The organism is Pseudomonas sp. DCB_BI, assembly GCF_026240995.1.
GTDB lineage: Bacteria > Pseudomonadota > Gammaproteobacteria > Pseudomonadales > Pseudomonadaceae > Aquipseudomonas.
On the sequence record NZ_JAPFCG010000019.1, the window covers coordinates 46,096 to 65,496 of the forward strand.

General features: G+C 62.7%; 20 protein-coding genes. 9 read left to right on the forward strand and 11 right to left on the reverse strand.

From position 1 onward, the window contains the following. The 6 genes from OO258_RS20200 to gloB form a co-directional block, all read right to left on the reverse strand. The gene (locus OO258_RS20200) at positions 1-1,020 is read right to left on the reverse strand and encodes an ABC transporter permease (protein WP_110744728.1); all 1,020 of its coding nucleotides are present in this window, start codon (positions 1,018-1,020) and stop codon (positions 1-3) included. Between the two features lies 1 nt (position 1,021). Continuing rightward, positions 1,022-2,095: a microcin C ABC transporter permease YejB gene (locus tag OO258_RS20205; protein ID WP_056803365.1), complete on the reverse strand. Its 1,074-nt coding sequence runs from the start codon at positions 2,093-2,095 to the stop codon at positions 1,022-1,024. 1 nt (position 2,096) lies between these two features. Continuing rightward, on the reverse strand, positions 2,097-3,932 hold the full coding sequence (locus OO258_RS20210; protein ID WP_266032185.1) for an extracellular solute-binding protein: 1,836 nt from the start codon (positions 3,930-3,932) through the stop codon (positions 2,097-2,099). Then, on the reverse strand, positions 3,929-5,758 hold the full coding sequence (locus OO258_RS20215) for an extracellular solute-binding protein (protein WP_266032186.1): 1,830 nt from the start codon (positions 5,756-5,758) through the stop codon (positions 3,929-3,931). Before OO258_RS20215 ends, OO258_RS20210 begins: the two co-directional genes overlap by 4 nt. 220 nt (positions 5,759-5,978) lie before the next feature. After that, entirely contained in the window at positions 5,979-7,409 is a 1,431-nt protein-coding gene (locus OO258_RS20220; RefSeq protein WP_266032187.1) for a lytic transglycosylase domain-containing protein, read from the reverse strand. A 100-nt stretch (positions 7,410-7,509) separates the two neighbouring features. Then, positions 7,510-8,289, reverse strand: a complete 780-nt coding sequence (gene gloB / locus OO258_RS20225; protein WP_266032188.1) for a hydroxyacylglutathione hydrolase — start codon at positions 8,287-8,289, stop codon at positions 7,510-7,512. 85 nt (positions 8,290-8,374) lie between these two features. On the opposite strand from gloB, the gene OO258_RS20230 reads away from it, so the two are divergent. The 4 genes from OO258_RS20230 to OO258_RS20245 all read left to right on the forward strand — a co-directional run bounded on the left by OO258_RS20230 (position 8,375) and on the right by OO258_RS20245 (position 12,816). After that, a complete protein-coding gene (locus OO258_RS20230; protein ID WP_110744723.1) occupies positions 8,375-9,148 on the forward strand; it encodes a class I SAM-dependent methyltransferase in 774 nt (257 codons plus the stop codon). Positions 9,149-9,163: 15 nt separating this feature from the next. Further along, on the forward strand, positions 9,164-9,610 hold the full coding sequence (rnhA, locus tag OO258_RS20235) for a ribonuclease HI (RefSeq protein ID WP_029886642.1): 447 nt from the start codon (positions 9,164-9,166) through the stop codon (positions 9,608-9,610). Positions 9,611-9,661: 51 nt separating this feature from the next. Then, a complete protein-coding gene (gene dnaQ / locus OO258_RS20240; protein WP_266032189.1) occupies positions 9,662-10,420 on the forward strand; it encodes a DNA polymerase III subunit epsilon in 759 nt (252 codons plus the stop codon). A gap of 146 nt (positions 10,421-10,566) precedes the next feature. Further along, positions 10,567-12,816: an Orn/Lys/Arg decarboxylase N-terminal domain-containing protein gene (locus OO258_RS20245; protein ID WP_266032235.1), complete on the forward strand. Its 2,250-nt coding sequence runs from the start codon at positions 10,567-10,569 to the stop codon at positions 12,814-12,816. On the opposite strand, the gene OO258_RS20250 is transcribed toward OO258_RS20245, so the two are convergent. Continuing rightward, on the reverse strand, positions 12,800-13,018 hold the full coding sequence (locus tag OO258_RS20250; protein ID WP_010954911.1) for a hypothetical protein: 219 nt from the start codon (positions 13,016-13,018) through the stop codon (positions 12,800-12,802). The genes OO258_RS20245 and OO258_RS20250 overlap by 17 nt on opposite strands. Positions 13,019-13,175: 157 nt before the next feature. Between OO258_RS20250 and chrR the strand changes: the two genes are divergently transcribed. Further along, entirely contained in the window at positions 13,176-13,736 is a 561-nt protein-coding gene (chrR, locus tag OO258_RS20255) for a class I chromate reductase ChrR (protein ID WP_266032190.1), read from the forward strand. A 41-nt stretch (positions 13,737-13,777) separates the two neighbouring features. Here chrR and OO258_RS20260 read toward each other — a convergent pair whose 3' ends face one another. Next, complete coding sequence (locus tag OO258_RS20260; protein WP_266032191.1) at positions 13,778-15,850, reverse strand: TonB-dependent receptor family protein; 2,073 nt, start codon at positions 15,848-15,850, stop codon at positions 13,778-13,780. A gap of 220 nt (positions 15,851-16,070) precedes the next feature. On the opposite strand from OO258_RS20260, the gene OO258_RS20265 reads away from it, so the two are divergent. Genes OO258_RS20265 through OO258_RS20275 form a run of 3 tightly spaced genes read left to right on the forward strand, consistent with a single transcriptional unit; the run spans position 16,071 to position 17,033 of the window. Next, positions 16,071-16,319 carry a helix-turn-helix domain-containing protein gene (locus tag OO258_RS20265; protein WP_110744717.1) on the forward strand — a complete coding sequence of 83 codons (249 nt, stop codon included), beginning with the start codon at positions 16,071-16,073 and terminating at the stop codon, positions 16,317-16,319. 11 nt (positions 16,320-16,330) lie between these two features. Then, on the forward strand, positions 16,331-16,678 hold the full coding sequence (locus OO258_RS20270) for a head completion/stabilization protein (RefSeq protein WP_266032192.1): 348 nt from the start codon (positions 16,331-16,333) through the stop codon (positions 16,676-16,678). Beyond that, entirely contained in the window at positions 16,671-17,033 is a 363-nt protein-coding gene (locus OO258_RS20275; protein WP_266032193.1) for a hypothetical protein, read from the forward strand. The genes OO258_RS20270 and OO258_RS20275 overlap by 8 nt, the downstream gene beginning before the upstream one ends. Here OO258_RS20275 and OO258_RS20280 read toward each other — a convergent pair. Both OO258_RS20280 and OO258_RS20285 read right to left on the reverse strand, forming a co-directional pair. Continuing rightward, positions 17,030-17,398, reverse strand: coding sequence for a helix-turn-helix domain-containing protein (locus OO258_RS20280; protein WP_266032194.1), 369 nt, complete (start codon positions 17,396-17,398; stop codon positions 17,030-17,032). The genes OO258_RS20275 and OO258_RS20280 overlap by 4 nt on opposite strands. Positions 17,399-17,442: 44 nt before the next feature. Further along, positions 17,443-17,751, reverse strand: coding sequence for a hypothetical protein (locus tag OO258_RS20285; protein WP_266032241.1), 309 nt, complete (start codon positions 17,749-17,751; stop codon positions 17,443-17,445). Between OO258_RS20285 and OO258_RS20290 the strand changes: the two genes are divergently transcribed. Continuing rightward, entirely contained in the window at positions 17,677-17,862 is a 186-nt protein-coding gene (locus tag OO258_RS20290; protein WP_266032236.1) for a transcriptional regulator, read from the forward strand. The genes OO258_RS20285 and OO258_RS20290 overlap by 75 nt on opposite strands. A gap of 63 nt (positions 17,863-17,925) precedes the next feature. On the opposite strand, the gene nuoN is transcribed toward OO258_RS20290, so the two are convergent. Beyond that, positions 17,926-19,395 (reverse strand): NADH-quinone oxidoreductase subunit NuoN, encoded by a 1,470-nt coding sequence (nuoN, locus tag OO258_RS20295; RefSeq protein ID WP_110744712.1) that lies wholly within the window; start codon positions 19,393-19,395, stop codon positions 17,926-17,928. Positions 19,396-19,401: the final 6 nt, after the last annotated feature.

Below are 19,401 nucleotides of genomic sequence, written 5' to 3' on the forward strand. Positions count from 1 at the left end.
TCACTTCCTCGGGTCGAAGGCATCGCGGGCGGACTCGCCGATGAACACCAGCAGGCTAAGCATCAATGCCAGCACGGCAAACGCGCTGATGCCCAGCCACGGCGCCTGCAGGTTGGACTTGCCCTGGGCCACCAGTTCGCCCAGCGAGGGCGAACCGGCGGGCAGGCCGAAGCCGAGGAAGTCCAGGGCGGTGAGGGTGCCGATGGCGCCGGTGAGAATGAATGGCATGAACGTCATGGTCGAGATCATGGCGTTGGGCAGGATGTGCCGGTACATGATCGCGCCGTTGCGCATGCCCAGGGCGCGTGCGGCGCGCACGTATTCCAGGTTGCGCCCGCGCAGGAACTCGGCGCGTACCACGTCCACCAGGCTCATCCACGAGAACAGCAGCATGATCCCCAGCAGCCACCAGAAGTTTGGCTGCACGAAGCTGGCAAGGATGATCAGCAGGTACAGCACTGGCAGGCCCGACCAGATTTCCAGGAAGCGTTGCCCGGCCAGGTCGACCCAACCGCCATAGAAGCCCTGCAATGCGCCGGCGATAACGCCGACGATCGAACTGGCCACGGTCAGGGTCAGGGCGAACAGTACCGAAATGCGGAAACCGTAGATCACCCGCGCCAGCACGTCGCGGCCCTGATCATCGGTGCCCAGCCAGTTGTCTGCCGAAGGCGGAGCCGGGGCAGGGACGCGCAAGTCGTAGTTGATGCTCTGGTAGCTGAACGGGATCGGCGCCCACAGCACGAAGCTGTCTTTGCTGGCCAGCAGTTCGCGGATGTACGGGCTCTTGTAATTGGCCTCCAGCGGGAACTCACCGCCGAAGGTGGTTTCCGGGTAGCGCTTGAACGCCGGGAAGTACCACTCGCCGTCATAGCGCACGGCGATGGGTTTGTCGTTGGCGATCAGTTCGGCGCCCAGGCTCAGGCCGAACAGGATCAGGAACAGCCACAGCGACCACCAGCCACGGCGGTTGGCCTTGAAACGCTCGAAGCGTCGGCGATTGAGGGGGGACAAGGCCATGTCAGTGCTCCCGGCTGGCGAAGTCGATGCGCGGATCGACCAGGGTGTAGGTCAGGTCGCCGATCAGTTTCACCACCAGCCCCAGCAGGGTGAAGATGAACAGGGTGCCGAAGACCACCGGGTAGTCGCGGTTGATGGCCGCCTCGAAACTCATCAGGCCCAGGCCGTCGAGGCTGAAGATCACCTCGATCAGCAATGAGCCAGTGAAGAAGATACCGATGAACGCAGAGGGGAAACCGGCGATCACCAGCAGCATGGCGTTGCGGAACACGTGGCCATACAGCACCCGTGGCCGGCTCAGGCCCTTGGCCTTGGCGGTGACCACATACTGCTTGTTGATCTCGTCGAGGAAGCTGTTCTTGGTCAGGAGGGTCATGGTGGCGAAGTTGCCGATGACCAGCGCGGTGATCGGCAGCACCAGGTGCCAGAAGTAGTCCAGCACTTTGCCGGTGGTGCTCAGCTCGTCGAAGTTGTTGGACGTGAGCCCGCGCAGCGGGAACCAGTCGAAATAGCTGCCGCCGGCGAACAGCACGATCAGCAGGATGGCGAACAGGAACGCCGGAATGGCGTAGCCGACGATGATCGCCGAACTGGTCCAGACATCAAAGTGGCTGCCGTGGCGCACCGCCTTGGCGATGCCCAGCGGGATCGACACCAGGTACATGATCAACGTGCTCCACAGCCCCAGCGAGATCGACACCGGCATCTTCTCGATGATCAGGTCGATGACCTTGGCGTCACGGAAGAAGCTGTCGCCGAAGTCCAGCTGGGCGTAGTTCTTGATCATGATCCACAGGCGTTCGGGCGGCGACTTGTCGAAGCCGTACATGCGCTCGATCTCGGCGATCAGCGCCGGGTCCAGGCCCTGGGCACCGCGGTAGTTGGAGCCGGCCACGGACACTTCGGCACCGCCACCGGCAATGCGGCTGGTGGCGCCTTCGAAGCCTTCGAGCTTGGCGATCATCTGCTCGACCGGGCCACCGGGGGCAGCCTGGACGATGATGAAGTTGATGATCAGGATGCCGAACAGGGTCGGGATGATCAGCAGCAGGCGGCGCAGGATGTAGGCAAGCATGTCAGTTGGCCTCGTCCGCAGAGGCTTCGCTGACCGCCGGGGTCACCCCGGGCTTGATCCACCAGGTGTCGATGCCGATGTCGTACTTGGGCGACACTTTCGGGTGGCCGATGTGGTTCCAGTAGGCCACGCGCCAGGTCTTGATGTGCCAGTTGGGGATCACGTAATAGCCCCACAGCAGTACGCGGTCGAGGGCGCGGCAGTGGTCGATCAGGCTCTGCCGCGAGTCGGCGTTGATCAGCTGGTCCACCAGTTGGTCGATGGCCGGGTCGCGCAGGCCGATGAAGTTGCGGCTGCCGGGGTTGTCGGCGGCGGCGCTGGACCAGAACTCGCGCTGCTCGTTGCCAGGCGAATTGGATTGCGGGTAGCCGCCAACGATCATGTCGTAGTCACGCGAGCGCAGGCGGTTTATGTACTGCGAAACATCGACACGGCGAATGTTCAGCTCGATACCCAGGTCGGCAAGGTTGCGCTTGAACGGCAGCAGAATGCGTTCGAACTCGGTCTGCGCCAGCAGGAACTCGATGCTTGCCGGCTTGCCTTGGGCGTCGACCATCTTGTCGTCGACGATTTTCCAGCCGGCTTCCTGCAACAGCTTGTAGGCCTGGCGCTGCTGCTCGCGGATCATGCCGCTGCCATCGCTCACCGGGTTGCGGAAGGCTGCGGTGAATACCTGGTCGGGCACTTTGCCGCGCAGTGGTTCCAGTATTTTCAGCTCGTTGGCGCCGGGCAGGCCGTGGGCGGCCATTTCCGAGTTCTCGAAGTAGCTGCCGGTGCGGGTGTAGGCGCCGTTGAACAGCTGCTTGTTGGTCCACTCGTAGTCCAGCAGCAGGCTCAGGGCCTGGCGCACACGCACATCCTGGAACACCGGGCGACGGATGTTGAAAATGAAGCCCTGCATGCCGGTGGGGTTGCCGTTGGGCAGCTCCTCCTTGATCAGCCGGCCGTCGCGCACGGCGGGGACGTTGTAGGCGGTGGCCCAGTTCTTTGCACTGACTTCCAGGCCATAGTCGAATGCCCCGGCCTTGAGCGCCTCCAGGGCGACGGTGGTGTCGCGGTAGGCGTCGAACGTCATGGCGTCGAAGTTGTAGAAGCCGCGGTTGATCGGCAGGTCCTTGGCCCAGTAATCCTTGACCCGTTCGTAGCGCACCGAGCGCCCGGCCTTGACCTCGGCGACCTTGTACGGGCCGCTGCCCAACGGGATTTCCAGGTTGCCGCGGTTGAACTCGCGGTTTTCGTACCAGTGCTTGGGCAGTACCGGCAGCTGGCCGAGAATCAGTGGCAGCTCGCGGTTGTTCTTGTGCTTGAACTTGAACAGCACCTTCAGCGGGTCTTCGGCGACCACTTCGGCGACGTCGGCGTAGTACTGGCGGTACAGGGGCGCGCCGTCCTTGATCAGGGCGTTGAAGGTAAATACCACGTCGTCGGCACGCATCGGATGGCCGTCATGGAAGCGCGCCTGCGGGCGCAGGTAGAAGCGCACCCAGCTGTTATCAGGGGCTTTTTCGATCTTGCCGGCCACCAGGCCGTACTCGGTGAACGGCTCATCCTGGCTCTGGCGCATCAGCGTGTCGTAGATGATGCTGATGTTTTCGGCCGCGACGCCCTTGTTGATGAACGGGTTCAGGCTGTCGAAGCCACCGAAGCTGGACTGGCGAAAGGTGCCGCCCTTGGGGGCGTCGGGGTTGACGTAGTCGAAGTGCTTGAAGTCAGCGGGGTACTTGGGCGGCTCGTCGTACAGGGTGAGGGCGTGTTGCGGTGCGGCCAGGGCGGGAAGGCTCAGGCAGGCGAGCAACAGGCTGCCTGCCAGCCGGCGCAGACGGTGCGTTGGCGTCATTGGGCTTTCTCCGAAGTCTTGATCCACCAGCTGTTCAGCCCCAGGGTATAGGGCGGCGTGGTGACGAAGGCGAACCGGTTGCGGTAAGCCAGGCGGTGGTTGTCGAGGTACCAGTTGGGGATCATGTAGTACTGCCATGAGAGCACGCGGTCCAGGGCACGGGCGGCAGCGACCTGGTCATCGCGGGTACGTGCGGCCAGCAGGGTGTCGAGCAGGTGGTCGACGACCGGGTCCTTGACCCCCGCATAGTTCTTGCTGCCCTTGGTCGCGGCCTGGCTGGAGTGGAAGTACAGCCACTGTTCAAGGCCGGGACTGAGGGTCTGGTTCAGGGTCATCAGAATCATGTCGAAATCGAACTGGTCCAGGCGTTGTTTGTACTGGGCACGGTCTACGGTGCGCAAGCGCGCATCGATGCCGATGCTGGACAGGTTTTCGACATAAGGTTGCAGGATGCGTTCAAGGTTGGGGTTTACCAGTAGCAGCTCCATGCGCAGCTGCTGGCCCTTGCTGTCGACCAGGCGCTGGCCGTTCAGCTTCCAGCCGGCGTCAGCGAGCAGGCCCAGGGCCTGGCGCAGGGTCTGGCGGCTGATGCCACGGCCGTCGGTGTGGCTGACCTTGTACGGTTCGCTGAACAGCTTGGCCGGCAACTGGTCACGGAATGGCGCCAGCAACAGCCATTCCTTGCCGGTGGGCAGCCCGCTGGCGGCGAACTCGCTGTTGGGGTAGTAGCTGGTCGAGCGCCGGTAGGCACTGCTGAACAGTGCGCGGTTGGTCCATTCGAAGTCGAGCATCAGCCCAAGCGCCTGGCGCACCCGCGGGTCACTGAAGGTGGCCCGGCGACTGTTCATGAACAGGCCCTGGGTTTGGGTGGGGATGCTATGCGGGATCTGTGCCTTGATCACCTCGCCACGGCGCACGGCCGGGAAGTTGTAGCCGTTGGCCCAGTTCTTTGCCTGGTGCTCGATATAAATGTCGAACTCGCCCGCCTTGAACGCCTCGAAGGCCACCGTGGCGTCACGGTAAAACTCGTACTCCACGCGCTTGAAGTTGTACTTGCCACGGTTTACCGCCAGGTCCTTGCCCCAGTAGTTCTTCACCCGCTCGAACACCAGCCGGCGCCCGGGCTGTACCTCGGTGATGCGGTAGGGCCCGCTGCCCAGTGGTGGCTCGAAGGTGGTGGCCTTGAAGTCACGCTTTTGCCAGTAATGCTTGGGCAGCACCGGCATTTCGCCCAGGCGCAGGATCAGCAGCGGGTTGCCGGCGCGCTTGAACACGAAGCGGATTCGCAGCGGGCCGAGGATGTCGACCCGTTGTACTTCCTGCAGGTTGGTGCGGTAGATCGGGTGGCCGTCCTTGAGCAGCGTGCGGTAGGAAAAGGCCACGTCTGCCGAGGTGATCGGCTGCCCATCATGCCAGCGGGCTTCCGGACGCAGGTTGAATACCACCCAGCTGCGGTCCTCGCTGTACTCCACCGAACGGGCAATCAGGCCATAGCTGGAGGTGGGTTCGTCACCGGACGGGTCGTACTGCCCGGTGCCGACCATCAGCGGCTCGTTCAGCTCGCTGATGCCGTACTGCTGGAAATTGGGCGTGGTGATCGGGCTCGACCCCTTGAAGGTGTAGGGGTTGAGGGTGTCGAAGGTGCCAAAAGCCATGGCCCGCAAAGTACCGCCCTTGGGCGCTTGCGGGTTGACCCAGTCGAAGTGGGTGAAGGTGGCTGGGTACTTGAGCGTGCCGAACTGCGCGTATCCGTGGCTTTCGCTCACCATCGCGGCTGCGGGGAAGCTCAAGGCCAGGCTGAGTGACAGCAGGAGGGGACGTATCAAGTCGGCATCCGATCCAGAGGCGTTGGGCTTTGATCGAGTACAGTAACAGCTTGGTGGGGTTGGAAAAAGAGAGGGGCTGGGGTTTTCCAGTGGCTGGGTTTTCAGGCCCATTCGCGGGCCCGCCCGCTCTCACAGGTACGGCACTGGCTTTGAGGGCTGTGAAACACCTGTGGGAGCGGGCGGGCCCGCGAATGGGCTGCAAAGCAGCCCCTGTAACGACTCAATGCCCGAGGTAGACGGTCAGGGTCTGGCCTGGCTTGAGGGCATGGCCGCTGCGTGGGTTCCAGCGCTTGAGGTGCTTCATTTCCACATTGAAGCGCTTGGCTACCAGATACAGGGAGTCGCCCTTGCGGACCTTGTACTGCGTGGAGCGCTTCCCGGAAGCGGCAACCCGGTTGCCGGCGGCACTCGAGGCGTTGCCGCCGCGCAGGGCCAGGACCTGGCCGGCGCGCAGGCTGTTGCCGGACAGGCGGTTCCAGCGCTTGATGTCCTTGACCGACACCCGATTGGCCTTGGCGATGGCGCCCAGGTTGTCGCCCCGCTTGACCCGGTAGCTGCGTGTGGCCACCGGTGCCTTGGCTTCGGCCACGGCGCGGGCGAACGCGGCCTTGGGCGGCTGCAGGCTGACCAGCTGCTCTGGGTTGAGGTTGGACAGGCTGGCACTGAGCAGCTGTGCCTTGGCGGTCGGTACCAGCAGTTGTTTAGGGCCGTCGACGGTCATCCGCTTCTTGAACGCCGGGTTAAGCTGGATCAGCTCATCCTCGTCGATGTTGGCGAAGGCTGCAACGCGGGTCAGGTCCAGGCGTTCATTGATCGCCACCGCCTCGAAGTACGGTTCGTTGGCGATCGGGGTGAGATTGACGCCATAGGCTTCTGGCGTGGACACCACCTGCGACAGCGCCAGCAACTTGGGTACGTAGTCGCGGGTTTCCTGTGGCAGGGGCAGGTTCCAGTAGTCGGTCGGCAGGCCGAGCTTTTCGTTGCGCTCGATGGCCCGGCTGACGGTACCTTCGCCGGCATTGTAGGCCGCCAGGGCAAGCAGCCAGTCACCGTTGAACATGTCGTGCAGGCGGGTCAGGTAGTCCAGCGCCGCGTTGGTCGATGCGGTGACGTCGCGGCGGCCGTCATAGAAGTTGGTCTGGCGCAGGTTGAAGTGACGACCGGTGGCGGGCATGAACTGCCACATGCCGGCGGCGCTTGCACGCGAGTACGCCATCGGGTTGTAGGCGCTTTCGATGGCCGGCAACAAGGCCAGCTCCAGCGGCATGCCACGTTCTTCAAGACGTTCGACGATATAGTGCAAGTACAGGCTGCCACGCTCGCCAGCGCTTTCGATGAAGGTTGGATTGCTGGCGAACCACAGGCGCTGCTGCTCGATGCGCGGGTTGACGTCGATGCTGTCCTGCAGGGCGAAGCCCTGGCGCATGCGCTCCCATACATCCTGCGGCGCCTGCTCCGCCGGCTTGACCAGTAGCGGCGAAGGCTTGTGCTTGATCCGCGCCTGGTAGTTGTGCGCGCGAACGCTATCGGATTCGTCGAGCTGACGGGTGCTCTGGCAGCCCACCAAGGTGGCGGCCAGAGCCAGCGCACTGATTTGGGCCAGACGCGTCAGGGCGACGGAATGAGAGGTTCTGCGGCTACGGGAAGACATCGGCTGATACAGGTATCCGGGCGAAAAAGTTCGGCGATTCTAGAAACCGCTCCGGGCCTGGTCAACCTTTGACCATCACTTGCGATATATCTTGCGGTTATCAGAAGGTGTCCTTCCAAGACCTCAAGGCAGCAAAAACAGCGACATGCGAGGTGTTCGAATGTCCCTTCCATTCGTCTGCTTTTTGTTTAACTAATGTTTCAGAGGTACGCAAAAAGGGGTTGGTCAGGCGTTCCAGGCCAATCGTCGATGGCAAGCTGATGCGATTTTCCGCGCGCAACCGGCTAACGTCTTCGAACCGTTGCTGAACATGCGGATTGCTGGGCTCCACTGCCTTGGCGAAGCGCAGGTTGCTGAGGGTGTATTCGTGGGCGCAGTACACCTCGGTTTGCGCTGGCAGCGCCGCCAGGCGGGCGAGGGCAGGCTGCATCTGTTCGGGTGTACCCTCGAACATGCGCCCGCAGCCGGCGGCGAACAGGGTGTCGCCACTGAACAGAATGGGCGTTGCTGGCTGGTCGCTGAAGAAGGCGATATGCCCCAGCGTGTGGCCGGGCACTGCGAGCACCTGGAAGCCCACGCCCAGCACTTCCAGCAGGTCGCCGTCGTTCAATGCCAGGTCGCGGCCGGGGATGCGCTCGTTGGCCGGGCCGCAGACCCGCGCGCCGCTCAGTTGCTTGAGCCGTTCAACGCCGCCGACATGATCGTTGTGGTGGTGGGTGACCAGGATGTCGCTCAGCGTCCATCCGGGGTTTGCCGCTAGCCAGCGTTCCACCGGGCCGGCATCACCCGGGTCAACCACCGCGCAACGGCGTTTGGCAGTATCCTGTAACAACCAGATGTAGTTGTCGGAGAAAGCGGGGAGAGCATCGATCTGTATCATGGTGCGGATCCGATTCGCCTAGCGTGGCACATGAGGGCATCTTAGCCGCGATGGCGCGGTGGGAGAACCTTCGAAGGAGAGCGCAATGACCGACCAAGCGTTTGCCCAGGCCGACCCGGACTGGGTCGAGCTGATCAGCCTGGCCCGTGAGTGGTTCAACGGCCCACTCGGGCAACTGATGCTCAAGGAGGAGGACAAACTGCTGGAAGAAGAGCTAGGGCGCTTCTTCGGGGGTTACCTTGTGCATTATGGGCCATGCGCCGAGGCACCGCCCAGCGCCCCGCAGGTGCAGCGCAACGTGCGCCTTGGCGCGCCATTGCCGGGGGTGGAGATCGTCTGCGAAGAGCAGGCGTGGCCGCTGAGCGAGCATGCCGCCGACGTGGTGGTACTGCAGCACGGCCTGGACTTCTGCCTTTCACCGCATGGTCTGCTGCGCGAGGCGGCCAGTGCAGTGCGCCCGGGCGGGCATCTGCTGATCGTCGGCATCAATCCGTGGAGCAGCTGGGGCATGCGCCATTTCTTCAGCCATGGCGCCCTGCGCAAAGCGCGTTGCATCTCGCCTTCGCGGGTGGGCGACTGGCTCAACCTGCTGGGTTTCGCGCTGGAGAAACGCCGCTTCGGGTGCTATCGTCCGCCGCTTGCCTCACCTGCCTGGCAGCAACGCCTGGAGGGCTGGGAACGACTGGCCGGCGGCTGGCAGGGCTCTGGTGGCGGGGTATACCTGCTGGTGGCGCGCAAGATGGTGGTAGGCCTGCGGCCTCTGCGGCCGGAACGCCGCGAGCCAATGGGCAAGCTGCTGCCGCTGCCACTGGCGAAGGTCAACCGCACCGCAGCCAACCCCGAAACTGACAAGCACTGAATTCAAGAGTGGTACATGAGCGATAGCGTCGAGATGTTTACTGATGGTGCCTGCAAGGGCAACCCTGGCCCGGGTGGCTGGGGCGTGCTGATGATCTACAAGGGCGTCGAGAAGGAACTGTGGGGCGGCGAACGTGAGACCACCAACAATCGCATGGAGCTGATGGCCGCGATCCAGGGCCTGATGTCGCTCAAGCGTGAATGCGAGGTGGTCCTGACCACCGACTCGCAGTACGTGATGAAGGGCATCAACGAATGGATGGTCAACTGGAAGAAGCGCGGCTGGAAGACCGCCGCCAAGGAGCCGGTGAAGAACGCCGACCTGTGGCAGCTGCTGGATGAGCAGGTCAACCGCCACAAGGTGACCTGGAAGTGGGTGCGCGGCCATATCGGCCACCCCGGCAACGAACGCGCCGACCAGCTGGCCAACCGGGGGGTTGATGAGGTGCGCGCCCAGCGTTGAGCTGGGTTACAATCGCCGCCTTTGTAACTGATGCAAGTTGGAGCGCCCCGCGTGGAGCAGCAGCAAGATAAACGGTTCGTCATTCTCGATACCGAAACCACGGGTATGCCGGTTGGCGAAGGCCACCGGATCATCGAGATCGGCTGCGTCGAGGTCATCGGCCGGCGCCTGACCGGGCGGCACTTCCACGTCTACCTGCAGCCGGACCGCGAGAGTGACGAGGGCGCCATCAACGTCCACGGTATCACCGATGCGTTCCTGGTCGGCAAGCCACGTTTTGCGGATGTTGCCGAGGAATTCTTCGCGTTCATTCAAGGTGCCACGCTGGTCATCCACAACGCGGCGTTCGACGTTGGTTTCATCAACAACGAATTCGCCTTGCTCGGCCAGCAGGATCGTGCGGACGCTGCGCAATATTGCACCATCCTCGATACCTTGCTGCTGGCACGCTCGCGTCACCCGGGGCAACGCAACAGCCTGGATGCGCTGTGCAAACGTTACGACATCGACAACTCGGGCCGTGAGCTGCACGGCGCGCTGCTCGACTCGGAGCTGCTGGCAGACGTCTACCTGGCGATGACCGGTGGCCAGACCAGCCTGTCGCTGGCTGGCCATGGGGCAGACGCCGATGATGATGGGCAGGGCGCTGGCGGTAGCGAGATCCGCCGGATTGTCGGGCGTGCGCCTGGGCGGGTGATCATGGCCAGTGCTGAAGAACTGGAGGCGCATGCCGAGCGGCTGGCGGCCATCGCCAAGTCGGCGGGTGGGCCTTCGATGTGGCAGGCCCTGACCGAGACACCGGCGGGTTGAGACGCTTGGCTTGCCGTGGGTTGTGCGGTGGTGTTGAGATCGAGCGCCGCCCGCGCGGCGCATGATTTACGCCCCACCCCAACCCTCAAGACAGGCACGTCAACTACCCTGAAATGGACCCCATGTCCTTCGGAGGTAGCCACCTGATGTACAAGGACCTCAAGTTCCCGATCCTCATCGTCCACCGCGCCATCAAGGCCGACAGCGTTGCCGGCGAACGGGTGCGCGGAATTGCCGATGAGCTGACCCAGGACGGCTTCACCGTCATCAAGGCCGCTGACCACGCCGAAGCACGCCTGGTCGCCGCCACCCACCACGGCCTGGCCTGCATGCTGATCGCGGCCGAAGGCGCCGGCGAGAACACCCACCTGCTGCAGAACATGGCCGAGCTGATCGGCTTGGCCCGCCTGCGTGCACCCAACCTGCCGATCTTCGCCCTGGGCGAGCAGGTCACTTTGGAAAACGCACCCGCCGAGGCCATGAGCGAGCTCAACCAGCTGAGGGGCATCCTCTACCTCTTCGAAGACACCGTACCATTCCTCGCCCGCCAGGTGGCGCGAGCTGCACACGCATACCTCGACGGCCTGCTGCCGCCTTTCTTCAAGGCGCTGGTGCAACATACCGCGCAGTCCAACTATTCCTGGCATACCCCGGGGCACGGCGGCGGCGTGGCTTATCACAAAAGCCCGGTTGGCCAGGCCTTTCACCAATTCTTCGGGGAGAACACCCTGCGCTCGGACTTGTCCGTTTCGGTCCCTGAACTGGGCTCGCTGCTCGACCATACCGGCCCGCTGGCCGCAGCCGAGGCCAGGGCCGCACGCAACTTCGGCGCTGACCACACCTTCTTCGTCATCAATGGCACCTCGACAGCCAACAAGATCGTCTGGCACGCCATGGTCGGTCGTGACGACCTGGTATTGGTGGACCGCAACTGTCACAAGTCGGTGGTGCACGCGATCATCATGACCGGCGCCATTCCCCTGTACCTGTGCCCCGAGCGCAATGAACTGGGCATCATCGGACCGATCCCGCTCAGTGAGTTCAGCGCCGAGGCAATTGCGGCGAAGATCCAGGCCAACCCCTTGGCTCGCGACCGTGGGCAGCGAATCAAGCTAGCGGTGGTGACCAACTCGACCTACGACGGGCTGTGTTATCACGCGGGAATGATCAAGCAAGCCTTGGGTAGCAGTGTCGAGGTCCTGCACTTTGACGAGGCCTGGTTTGCCTATGCGGCGTTCCATGACTTTTTTGCCGGGCGTTACGCCATGGGCACCACCTGCTTGGCAGAAAGCCCGCTGGTGTTCAGCACCCATTCCACCCACAAGCTGCTGGCCGCATTCAGCCAGGCTTCGATGATTCACGTGCAGGACGGCGCCAGGCGTCAGCTGGACCGGGACCGTTTCAACGAAGCGTTCATGATGCACATCTCGACTTCGCCACAGTACAGCATCCTCGCGTCGCTGGACGTGGCCTCGACCATGATGGAGGGGCCGGCCGGGCGCTCGCTGCTGCAGGAAATGTTCGACGAGGCGCTGAGCTTTCGGCGTGCCTTGGCCAACCTGCGCGAGCACATCGCGGCTGACGACTGGTGGTTCAGTATCTGGCAACCGCCGACTGCCGAAGGCATCCAGCGGCTGGCGGCACAGGACTGGCTGCTGCAGCCCGGAGCTGACTGGCATGGGTTTGGTGAGGTGGCAGACGACTACGTGCTGCTCGACCCGCTGAAGGTCACCCTGGTAATGCCTGGCCTGAATGCCGGCGGGGCGCTGGGCGCGCATGGGATCCCGGCCGCCGTGGTCAGCAAGTTCCTCTGGGAGCGCGGATTGGTAGTGGAAAAAACCGGTCTGTACAGCTTTCTGGTGCTGTTTTCCATGGGGATTACCAAAGGCAAGTGGAGCACCTTGCTCACCGAGTTGCTGGACTTCAAGCGGCACTATGACGGCAACACTCCGCTGAGCAGCTGCCTGCCGAGCGTGATGGCTGCTGATACGTCACGCTACCAGGGCATGGGCCTGCGTGACCTGTGCGACCAACTGCATGACTGTTACCGCGGCAACGCCACGGCCAAGCAGCTGAAGCGCCTGTTCACGCGCTTGCCGGAAGTCGCCGTGAGCCCGGGCCGGGCGTATGACCAGATGGTCCGCGGCGAAGTGGAGGCGGTGCCGATCGAGGCACTGCCAGGGCGTGTGGCGGCGGTGATGCTGGTACCGTACCCACCCGGCATTCCATTGATCATGCCGGGAGAGCGGTTTACCGAGGCAACCCGTTCGATCCTTGATTACCTTGCGTTCGCCCGGGCGTTCAACCAGGGCTTCCCCGGTTTTGTCGCCGACGTGCACGGCCTGCAGAATGAAAACGGCTGCTACACGGTAGATTGCATCACGGAATGCGGGTGATTTCGACGCCGCTGCGGGCCAGTTCGAAACGGTTTTCACCCAGGTGGTTGACCTTGTCGCCGATGGCCAGGCGGTAGGTGGTGATGGGGGCGCCCAGCGTGCTGCCGTCAAGTTGCAGGGTCGACTCCTGGAACTCGTGCACGGGGTAGATACGGCCTTCGGCGTCACGGGCGTGGAATTGGCCGACCATTACTGCTGCCATTTGGGTGGAAACCTCTGAAATACGTAGGAAATGTCTGCAGGCATAGACCGTGGAACAGCGCCGGAAGTTTTCGGTTTTGTGAAAAAAAACCAAAGCGGCGAGAAACGGTCATCTATAACTACAACGTCCTTTTACCCCGCAAAGGTTGGAAATTGCCATGAGCCAGGTGTATTCGGTAGCGGTTGTCGTCGGTAGCTTGCGCAAGGAGTCCTACAACCGCAAGGTAGCCCGCGCACTTTCGGAGCTGGCACCGTCCAGCCTTGCCCTGAAGATCGTCGAGATTGGCGATTTGCCGTTGTACAACGAAGATGTCGAAGCCGAAGGTGCGCCAGAAGCCTGGAAGCGCTTTCGCGAGGAGATCCGCCGCAGTGATGCGGTGCTTTTCGTCACCCCGGAATACAACCGTTCGGTGCCGGGCTGCCTGAAGAATGCCATTGATGTGGGCTCACGGCCTTATGGCCAGAGTGCCTGGGGCGGCAAGCCGACAGCGGTGGTGAGCGTGTCGCCGGGGGCTATTGGCGGGTTTGGAGCCAACCATGCCGTGCGTCAGTCGCTGGTGTTTCTGGACATGCCCTGCATGCAAATGCCCGAGGCCTACATAGGTGGCGCAGCGAGTCTGTTCGACGACGCCGGCAAGCTCAACGACAAGACCCGGCCGTTCTTGCAGGCGTTTGTCGACAAGTTCGCTTCGTGGGTGAAGTTGAACCGGGCGGTTTGAGGCCTGTTCGTTTATGGGGGCCGCACAGCGGCCCCGTCTGTTTAGCGGAAGCTGTAGGAAACCCCGGCATACACACCAAAGCCTTCGCCCGGTGTAGAGCGAGCGTTGTCGTTGCCGGCATCGTTGTAGGCCGGTGTCACCGTCGCTGCATAGCGCTTGTTGGTCAGGTTGCGCAGGTCCAGCCAGGTCTGCCAGTCCTGTTTCGGCGAATCCCAGCCAACGCGTGCCCCAAGCAGGGCGTATTCGTCCGCGTGGTAGCTGTTGGCATAATCCACCTGCACCTTCGAGGCCATCTGCGTATTCACCCCTGCATAAAAACCGCTCGGCCAGTCGTAGCGCAGTTCAGCCTGGTAGTAATGCATGGGGATACCGGGCAGGCGGTTGTCGCCGAACGTGTCGTCATCCCGGTAATGGAAGTCGCTGAAGGTGTAGGCCTGGCGCAAGCTCAGCTTGCCCGTGCCGGCGCGCTCCCACAGGGTGCTGTCGAGGCCAGCTTCGACGCCTTGGTGCACGGTGGCGCTGGCGTTGAACTCCGAGGTGAAGTTCGGCACCACCTCCACCGCCAACAGCTCGTGGCGCACCTGCGAGTAGTACCAGGCCAGGTCCCAGCGGCCGACCGCCGAGTCGCCACGGGCGCCAAGTTCCAGGGTGGTGGCAGTCTGGTTCTGCATTTCGATCGGCTGGATCTGCTTGCCGCCAGTGCTTGGCGCGCTCCAGATCAGTGACCATGGGTGGGGCGGTTCGACCGAGCGGCTGAGGTTGCCGTACACCTGCAGATCCGGGCGGATGTCGTAGCGCAGCCCAACCCGTGGCGCGTAGTCCCAGTCATGCATGCTCACTTTGCCCCCTTCGGCGGGGTAGGTGACGTCACTTTCGCGGCGGGTGTAGATCATCGCCAGGCCGGTGGTCAGCCACAGGTTGGGCGCCAGCTCCAGGTCGTTGCCGGCATGCACAACGGTATCTGAACCCTGGTAAGTGAAGTCGCGGGTACGTGCACCGAACACGTCGCCATTGCGCGCGAACTGCGAGGCGCCGCTGTTGGGCAGGTGCTTGGTGGTGCGCCAGCCGATGGTGGTCTTGCTTTCATGGCCGAACACGGTGTCGCGGCGGAAATAGTTCAGCGTGCCGCTGACATCGGTGTAGGCCACTTTCAGGCGCATCGGGCCTTCGCGCAGGTCCATCGGGTAGTCGTGGTAGACCAGGCCAGCCTCAAGGCGCGCATCGTCGTCGAGGTAGAAGGTGGTCTTGTTGCCGACCCAGGTGCTGCCAGGCTGTGGGCGGCTGTCGTCCCGGGCCAGATAGGCTGGGTTGGCCGCACGCGGGTGGTGCTTGATCTGGTCCTTGGTCAGGCGCCCGGCGAGTTCGTTTTCGGTCTCCCGGTAGCGCAGGTAAAAGCGGGTTTCCAGGTTTGGGTTGAAGCGGTAACCGACGTTGGCGGCAACGCCTTTGGCACTGCCGCTGCTGTGGTTCTGGTAGCCGTCATACTCCGAGTCGGTCAGGGCCACGTAATAGTCGAGGTTGCCCAGTACCTGGCCGGAGCTGATGTGGCGGTGCTGGTAGCCGCGGCTGCCGACTTCGTAGCGCACCTGCAGGGGGGCTGCGTCGTAGCCGGTGTGAGTGACATAGTTGATCGCGCCGCCCAAGGCCAGCGAGCCCTGGTCAAAGCCATTGGCGCCGCGCAGTATCTCTGCACGGCTCAGCCACAAGGGTTCGAACAGCTCGTAGGGGGTACCCCCAGGGCCGGTCAGCGGCAGGCCGTCGAACATCGTGTAAACGCCGGAGCCGTGAGCGCCTGGTGCACGGTTGATGCCCGAGCCGCGGATCGACAGCTTGATGCCGTCATTGCCTGCCGATTGCGCGAATACCCCGGGCTGATAGGCCAGCACGTCCTGATTGCTGGCCACCCGGCCTTGCCCGACGCGCTGCATGTCCACCAGGTTACTGGCGCCTGGCACTTCACGCAGGCGCTCACTGGCTGCCGTCAGCTCGTCCTGCTCTTCATCGGTGATCAACACCTGGCCCAGCTCGACCGACGGTGCCGCCACGGCGGGCTGCGTGGCGCCAAAGGCAGCCAGCAGGCCAAGGCAGGAAGACAGGGGAAAAACGCAACGCATTGTACGACTCCAGGCGAAAGGCGAATGGACAACGGCGTTGAGACGAGCGAAATGCCGCTTGAAGCACGAAGGAATTCAGCAAATTTCGTGCAGCCTTCGTCAGACGGTTTTGTACGAAACTTCTTTACAAGCGGCTGCGCTGGAAGGCCCTGGCCTGTGCTTCGTAAGGTGACTGCAGATCGGCAGCGATGCCTCGCTCAACCACCTGCGGAGTTCAATCATGACTGACAATGCTCGACACTCGCTGCAACACCCGGCGGACGCTCCGGTTCGCTTGACGCCACGTGAACAGCAGGTGCTGTTGTGGTGTGCCTATGGCAAAAGCTCGTGGGAGATAGGCCAGATCCTGGCGTGCAAGGAGTCGACCGTGAACTTTCATGTGTCCAACATCCTGCGCAAGTTCGATGTGCCTACGCGGGTGGCGGCAGTGATCAAGGCCATCCGCTACGGCATGCTGGCAGAGCAGTGAGGGGGTGATGCATGGGTAACGATCCTCGGCTGCCACGCTTTGCCGATAGCCACGACCCGTTCTGGCCGCGGGTGGACCTCGGCAGGCTACGTGAACGCCTGCAACTGCAAGAGTCTGTCAGTGAGGTTGCACTGGAAGTAGCGGCCCGCTGTGCGGCCATCGACGCAGCTCGCGAATTCGCTCGCTGGCGGTCAGTCTTGCGAGACCGGGGCTACAAGCGCCTCGAAGATGTCGCCGGGCACGACCATGGGCGTGCCTTGCGGGTGTGCTACATCCGGTTCGTCGAAGCAGCGGTGATGTACAGCCTGCGTTCGGCGGCCTGCCAGCCGGTTCCAAGAGGAGGAAAGCCCAATGCCTGAGCAGTCGCTTCTGGATGAACTGGCCGCGGCCGTGATGGCGCTGCTGGGTGAGGACGGCAATGTACTGTTCGCTGCGCTGCTGGGGGCATTGCTGGTCAGCGCGGCGCGCGATCGATTGATCACCAATACAGACAAGCGCCTGACACTGAGCAAGAAATTGCTGTTGGTGTTCGTCACCGTGGGTGTGGGGCACCTGTTCGAGCCACTGGTTTCGTCACTGTTGCCACTGTTGACCCGTGGCATGGCGGCATTCGTGGCTGCCGTGGTGGTGATCCCCATCAGCCTGAAGGTCATGGTGCTGGTGGACACGCTCGACCCGCGTGAACTGCTCCAGCGCTGGCGCCGGCGGGGTTAGCCAACAAGCTCACTCAACTGCTGTTCCAGTTGCTGGATACGCTGCTTGTCCTTGATGAACAACAGGATGGCCTGTCGATCACTGGGCGATAGCGTACGCAGGCGCTCAAGCATGTCGCATTCCCAACCTGTTTCATCAGGGCCTGCGGGGTGCTGCTCGGGCTGTCCCAACAACAGCCAGTCCAGGGAGCAATCATGTTGCCTGGCAATATCTATGCAAAGTGAGTACGGAATGCTGTCGCGCACCTTCCAGCTACTCAAGGTTTGCGGGCTCACCGACAGTGCACGGGACAGCTCGGCATCAGACTGCGAGCCGGTCAGCAATTTAAGGCGCGTGAGCACCGCAGCAAGTACGTGAGTACTCATAACAAATATCCATGACTGGTTTATTGATATTCCATGGGCTTAAACTACTCGTTATGAATACAGCCCTGCGTTTTAAGGAGCATATCTGCAATGAGAAACATCAAACTGAAGAATAGACCTAGCTTTGCAGCTAATACTGACACAGCCAAGCGAGCATTCTCACAGAAGATGAAGCTGAACAGTGCTTGCAGGTACTTGCCGTGAGTACTTACAAGCTGGTTTGCCCGCATTGCCATAGCCGGATGCGCATACGCACCAGCGAAGGGCGACATATTTTCCTGCGCATCGCTTATTTGCAATGCACAACCGAGGCATGCGGCTGGTCGGTGCGTGCCGAGTTCGAAATGACCCATGAGCTCTCTCCCAGTGGCATGCCCAACCCAGAAGTCTACCTGCCTTCGGCCAATGGTGATTTGCGCAAGGCCGCGTTGCCGGGAGCAGGGCACGGTAGCCCTGGTGAGTGAGCCAGCAACTGGCGCAAAAAAAAACACCCCGCATAAGCGGGGTGTCTTGTATTGCCGGGGCAATCAGCCGATCAGTTGCAGGCCTGCCTGCTGGACCAGTTCCAGCAGTGGTTGTGGGTAGACACCGAGCACGAAGGCAAGAATGGCGATGGCCAGCAGCATGACACCACCGGTGCGCTGTTCCCACTTCAGTGGAGCGTCGTGGCGACGCAGGTTCGGTTCGACCAGGTACAGGGTGACCATGACGCGCAGGTAGTAGTACACGCCGATGGCGCTGCCGATCACCAGGGCACCGACCAGCCACCACAGGTGCGACTCGACACCGGTGGCGATGATGTAGAACTTGCCGATGAAGCCGGCAGTCAGCGGGATGCCCGCCAGCGACAGCATCATCACGGTCAGTACGGCAGTCAGGTACGGACGGCGCCAGAACAGGCCGCGGTACTCGTACAGCGCATCGGCGTCACGGCCGGCGTAAGGCGAGGACATCAAGGTGATGACACCGAAGGCGCCCAGGCTGGTGATCACGTAGGTGACCAGGTACACGCCCATGGCTTCCAGGGCCAGGCCCTTGCTGGCTACCAGGGCGATGAGCAGGTAGCCAAAGTGGGCGATCGACGAGTAACCGAGCAGGCGCTTGAGGTTGCTCTGGGTCAGCGCCAGCAGGTTACCGACCAGGATCGAGGCGACCGCAATGACTGCCAGTACGGTGCTCAGCACGCCGCTGCTGGCGGCAGGGGAGAGCATGAACAGGCGCACGACCACAGCGAACACCGCGACCTTGCTGGCGGTGGCCAGGAACGCGGCGACCGGTGCCGGAGCGCCTTCGTACACGTCCGGGGTCCACAGGTGGAAGGGTACCAGCGACAGCTTGAAGGCCAGGCCGACCAGCATCATGCCCAGGCCCAGCTGGGCCACCAGGCTTGGCATGCTGGTGGCGGCCAGGGCCTTGCCGATCTGGTCGAAGCTCAGGCTGCCAGCGTCGGCGTACAGCAGGGCCATGCCGAACAGCAGGAAGGCCGAGCCTGCGGCCGACAACACCATGTACTTGATGCCGGCTTCCAGCGAACGCTTGTTGAAGAACGCGTACGCCACCAGGCCGTAGACCGGCACCGACAGCAGCTCCAGGCCGATGAACAGACCAGCCAGGTGGTTGGCGCTGACCAGCACCAGACCACCAAGGGCCGACATCAGCAGCAGCAGGTAGAGTTCTTCACGGTTGCCCGGGAAACCCTTGGAGCCTTCGCCAAGGTAGGCGTGGGCGAGGGTGACGCAGGCCAGCGTTGCCACCAGGACAATCGCCATGTACAGGCAGGCGAACTTGTCGATGGTGAGCAGCGGGGTGACCGCCAGCGGCGCGACCTTCAGCGCCGGCAGGATCGACAGCAGGGCCAGGTTCAGGCCCACGGTGGACAGCAGGAAGGTCTGCGAGTGGTTGCGCTTCCAGGCGATCGCCAGCATCACCACCACCGTGGTGATGGTGGTGATCAGCATCGGCGCCAATGCGATGAAGTGTTGAGTGGTGAATTCCATAGCGCT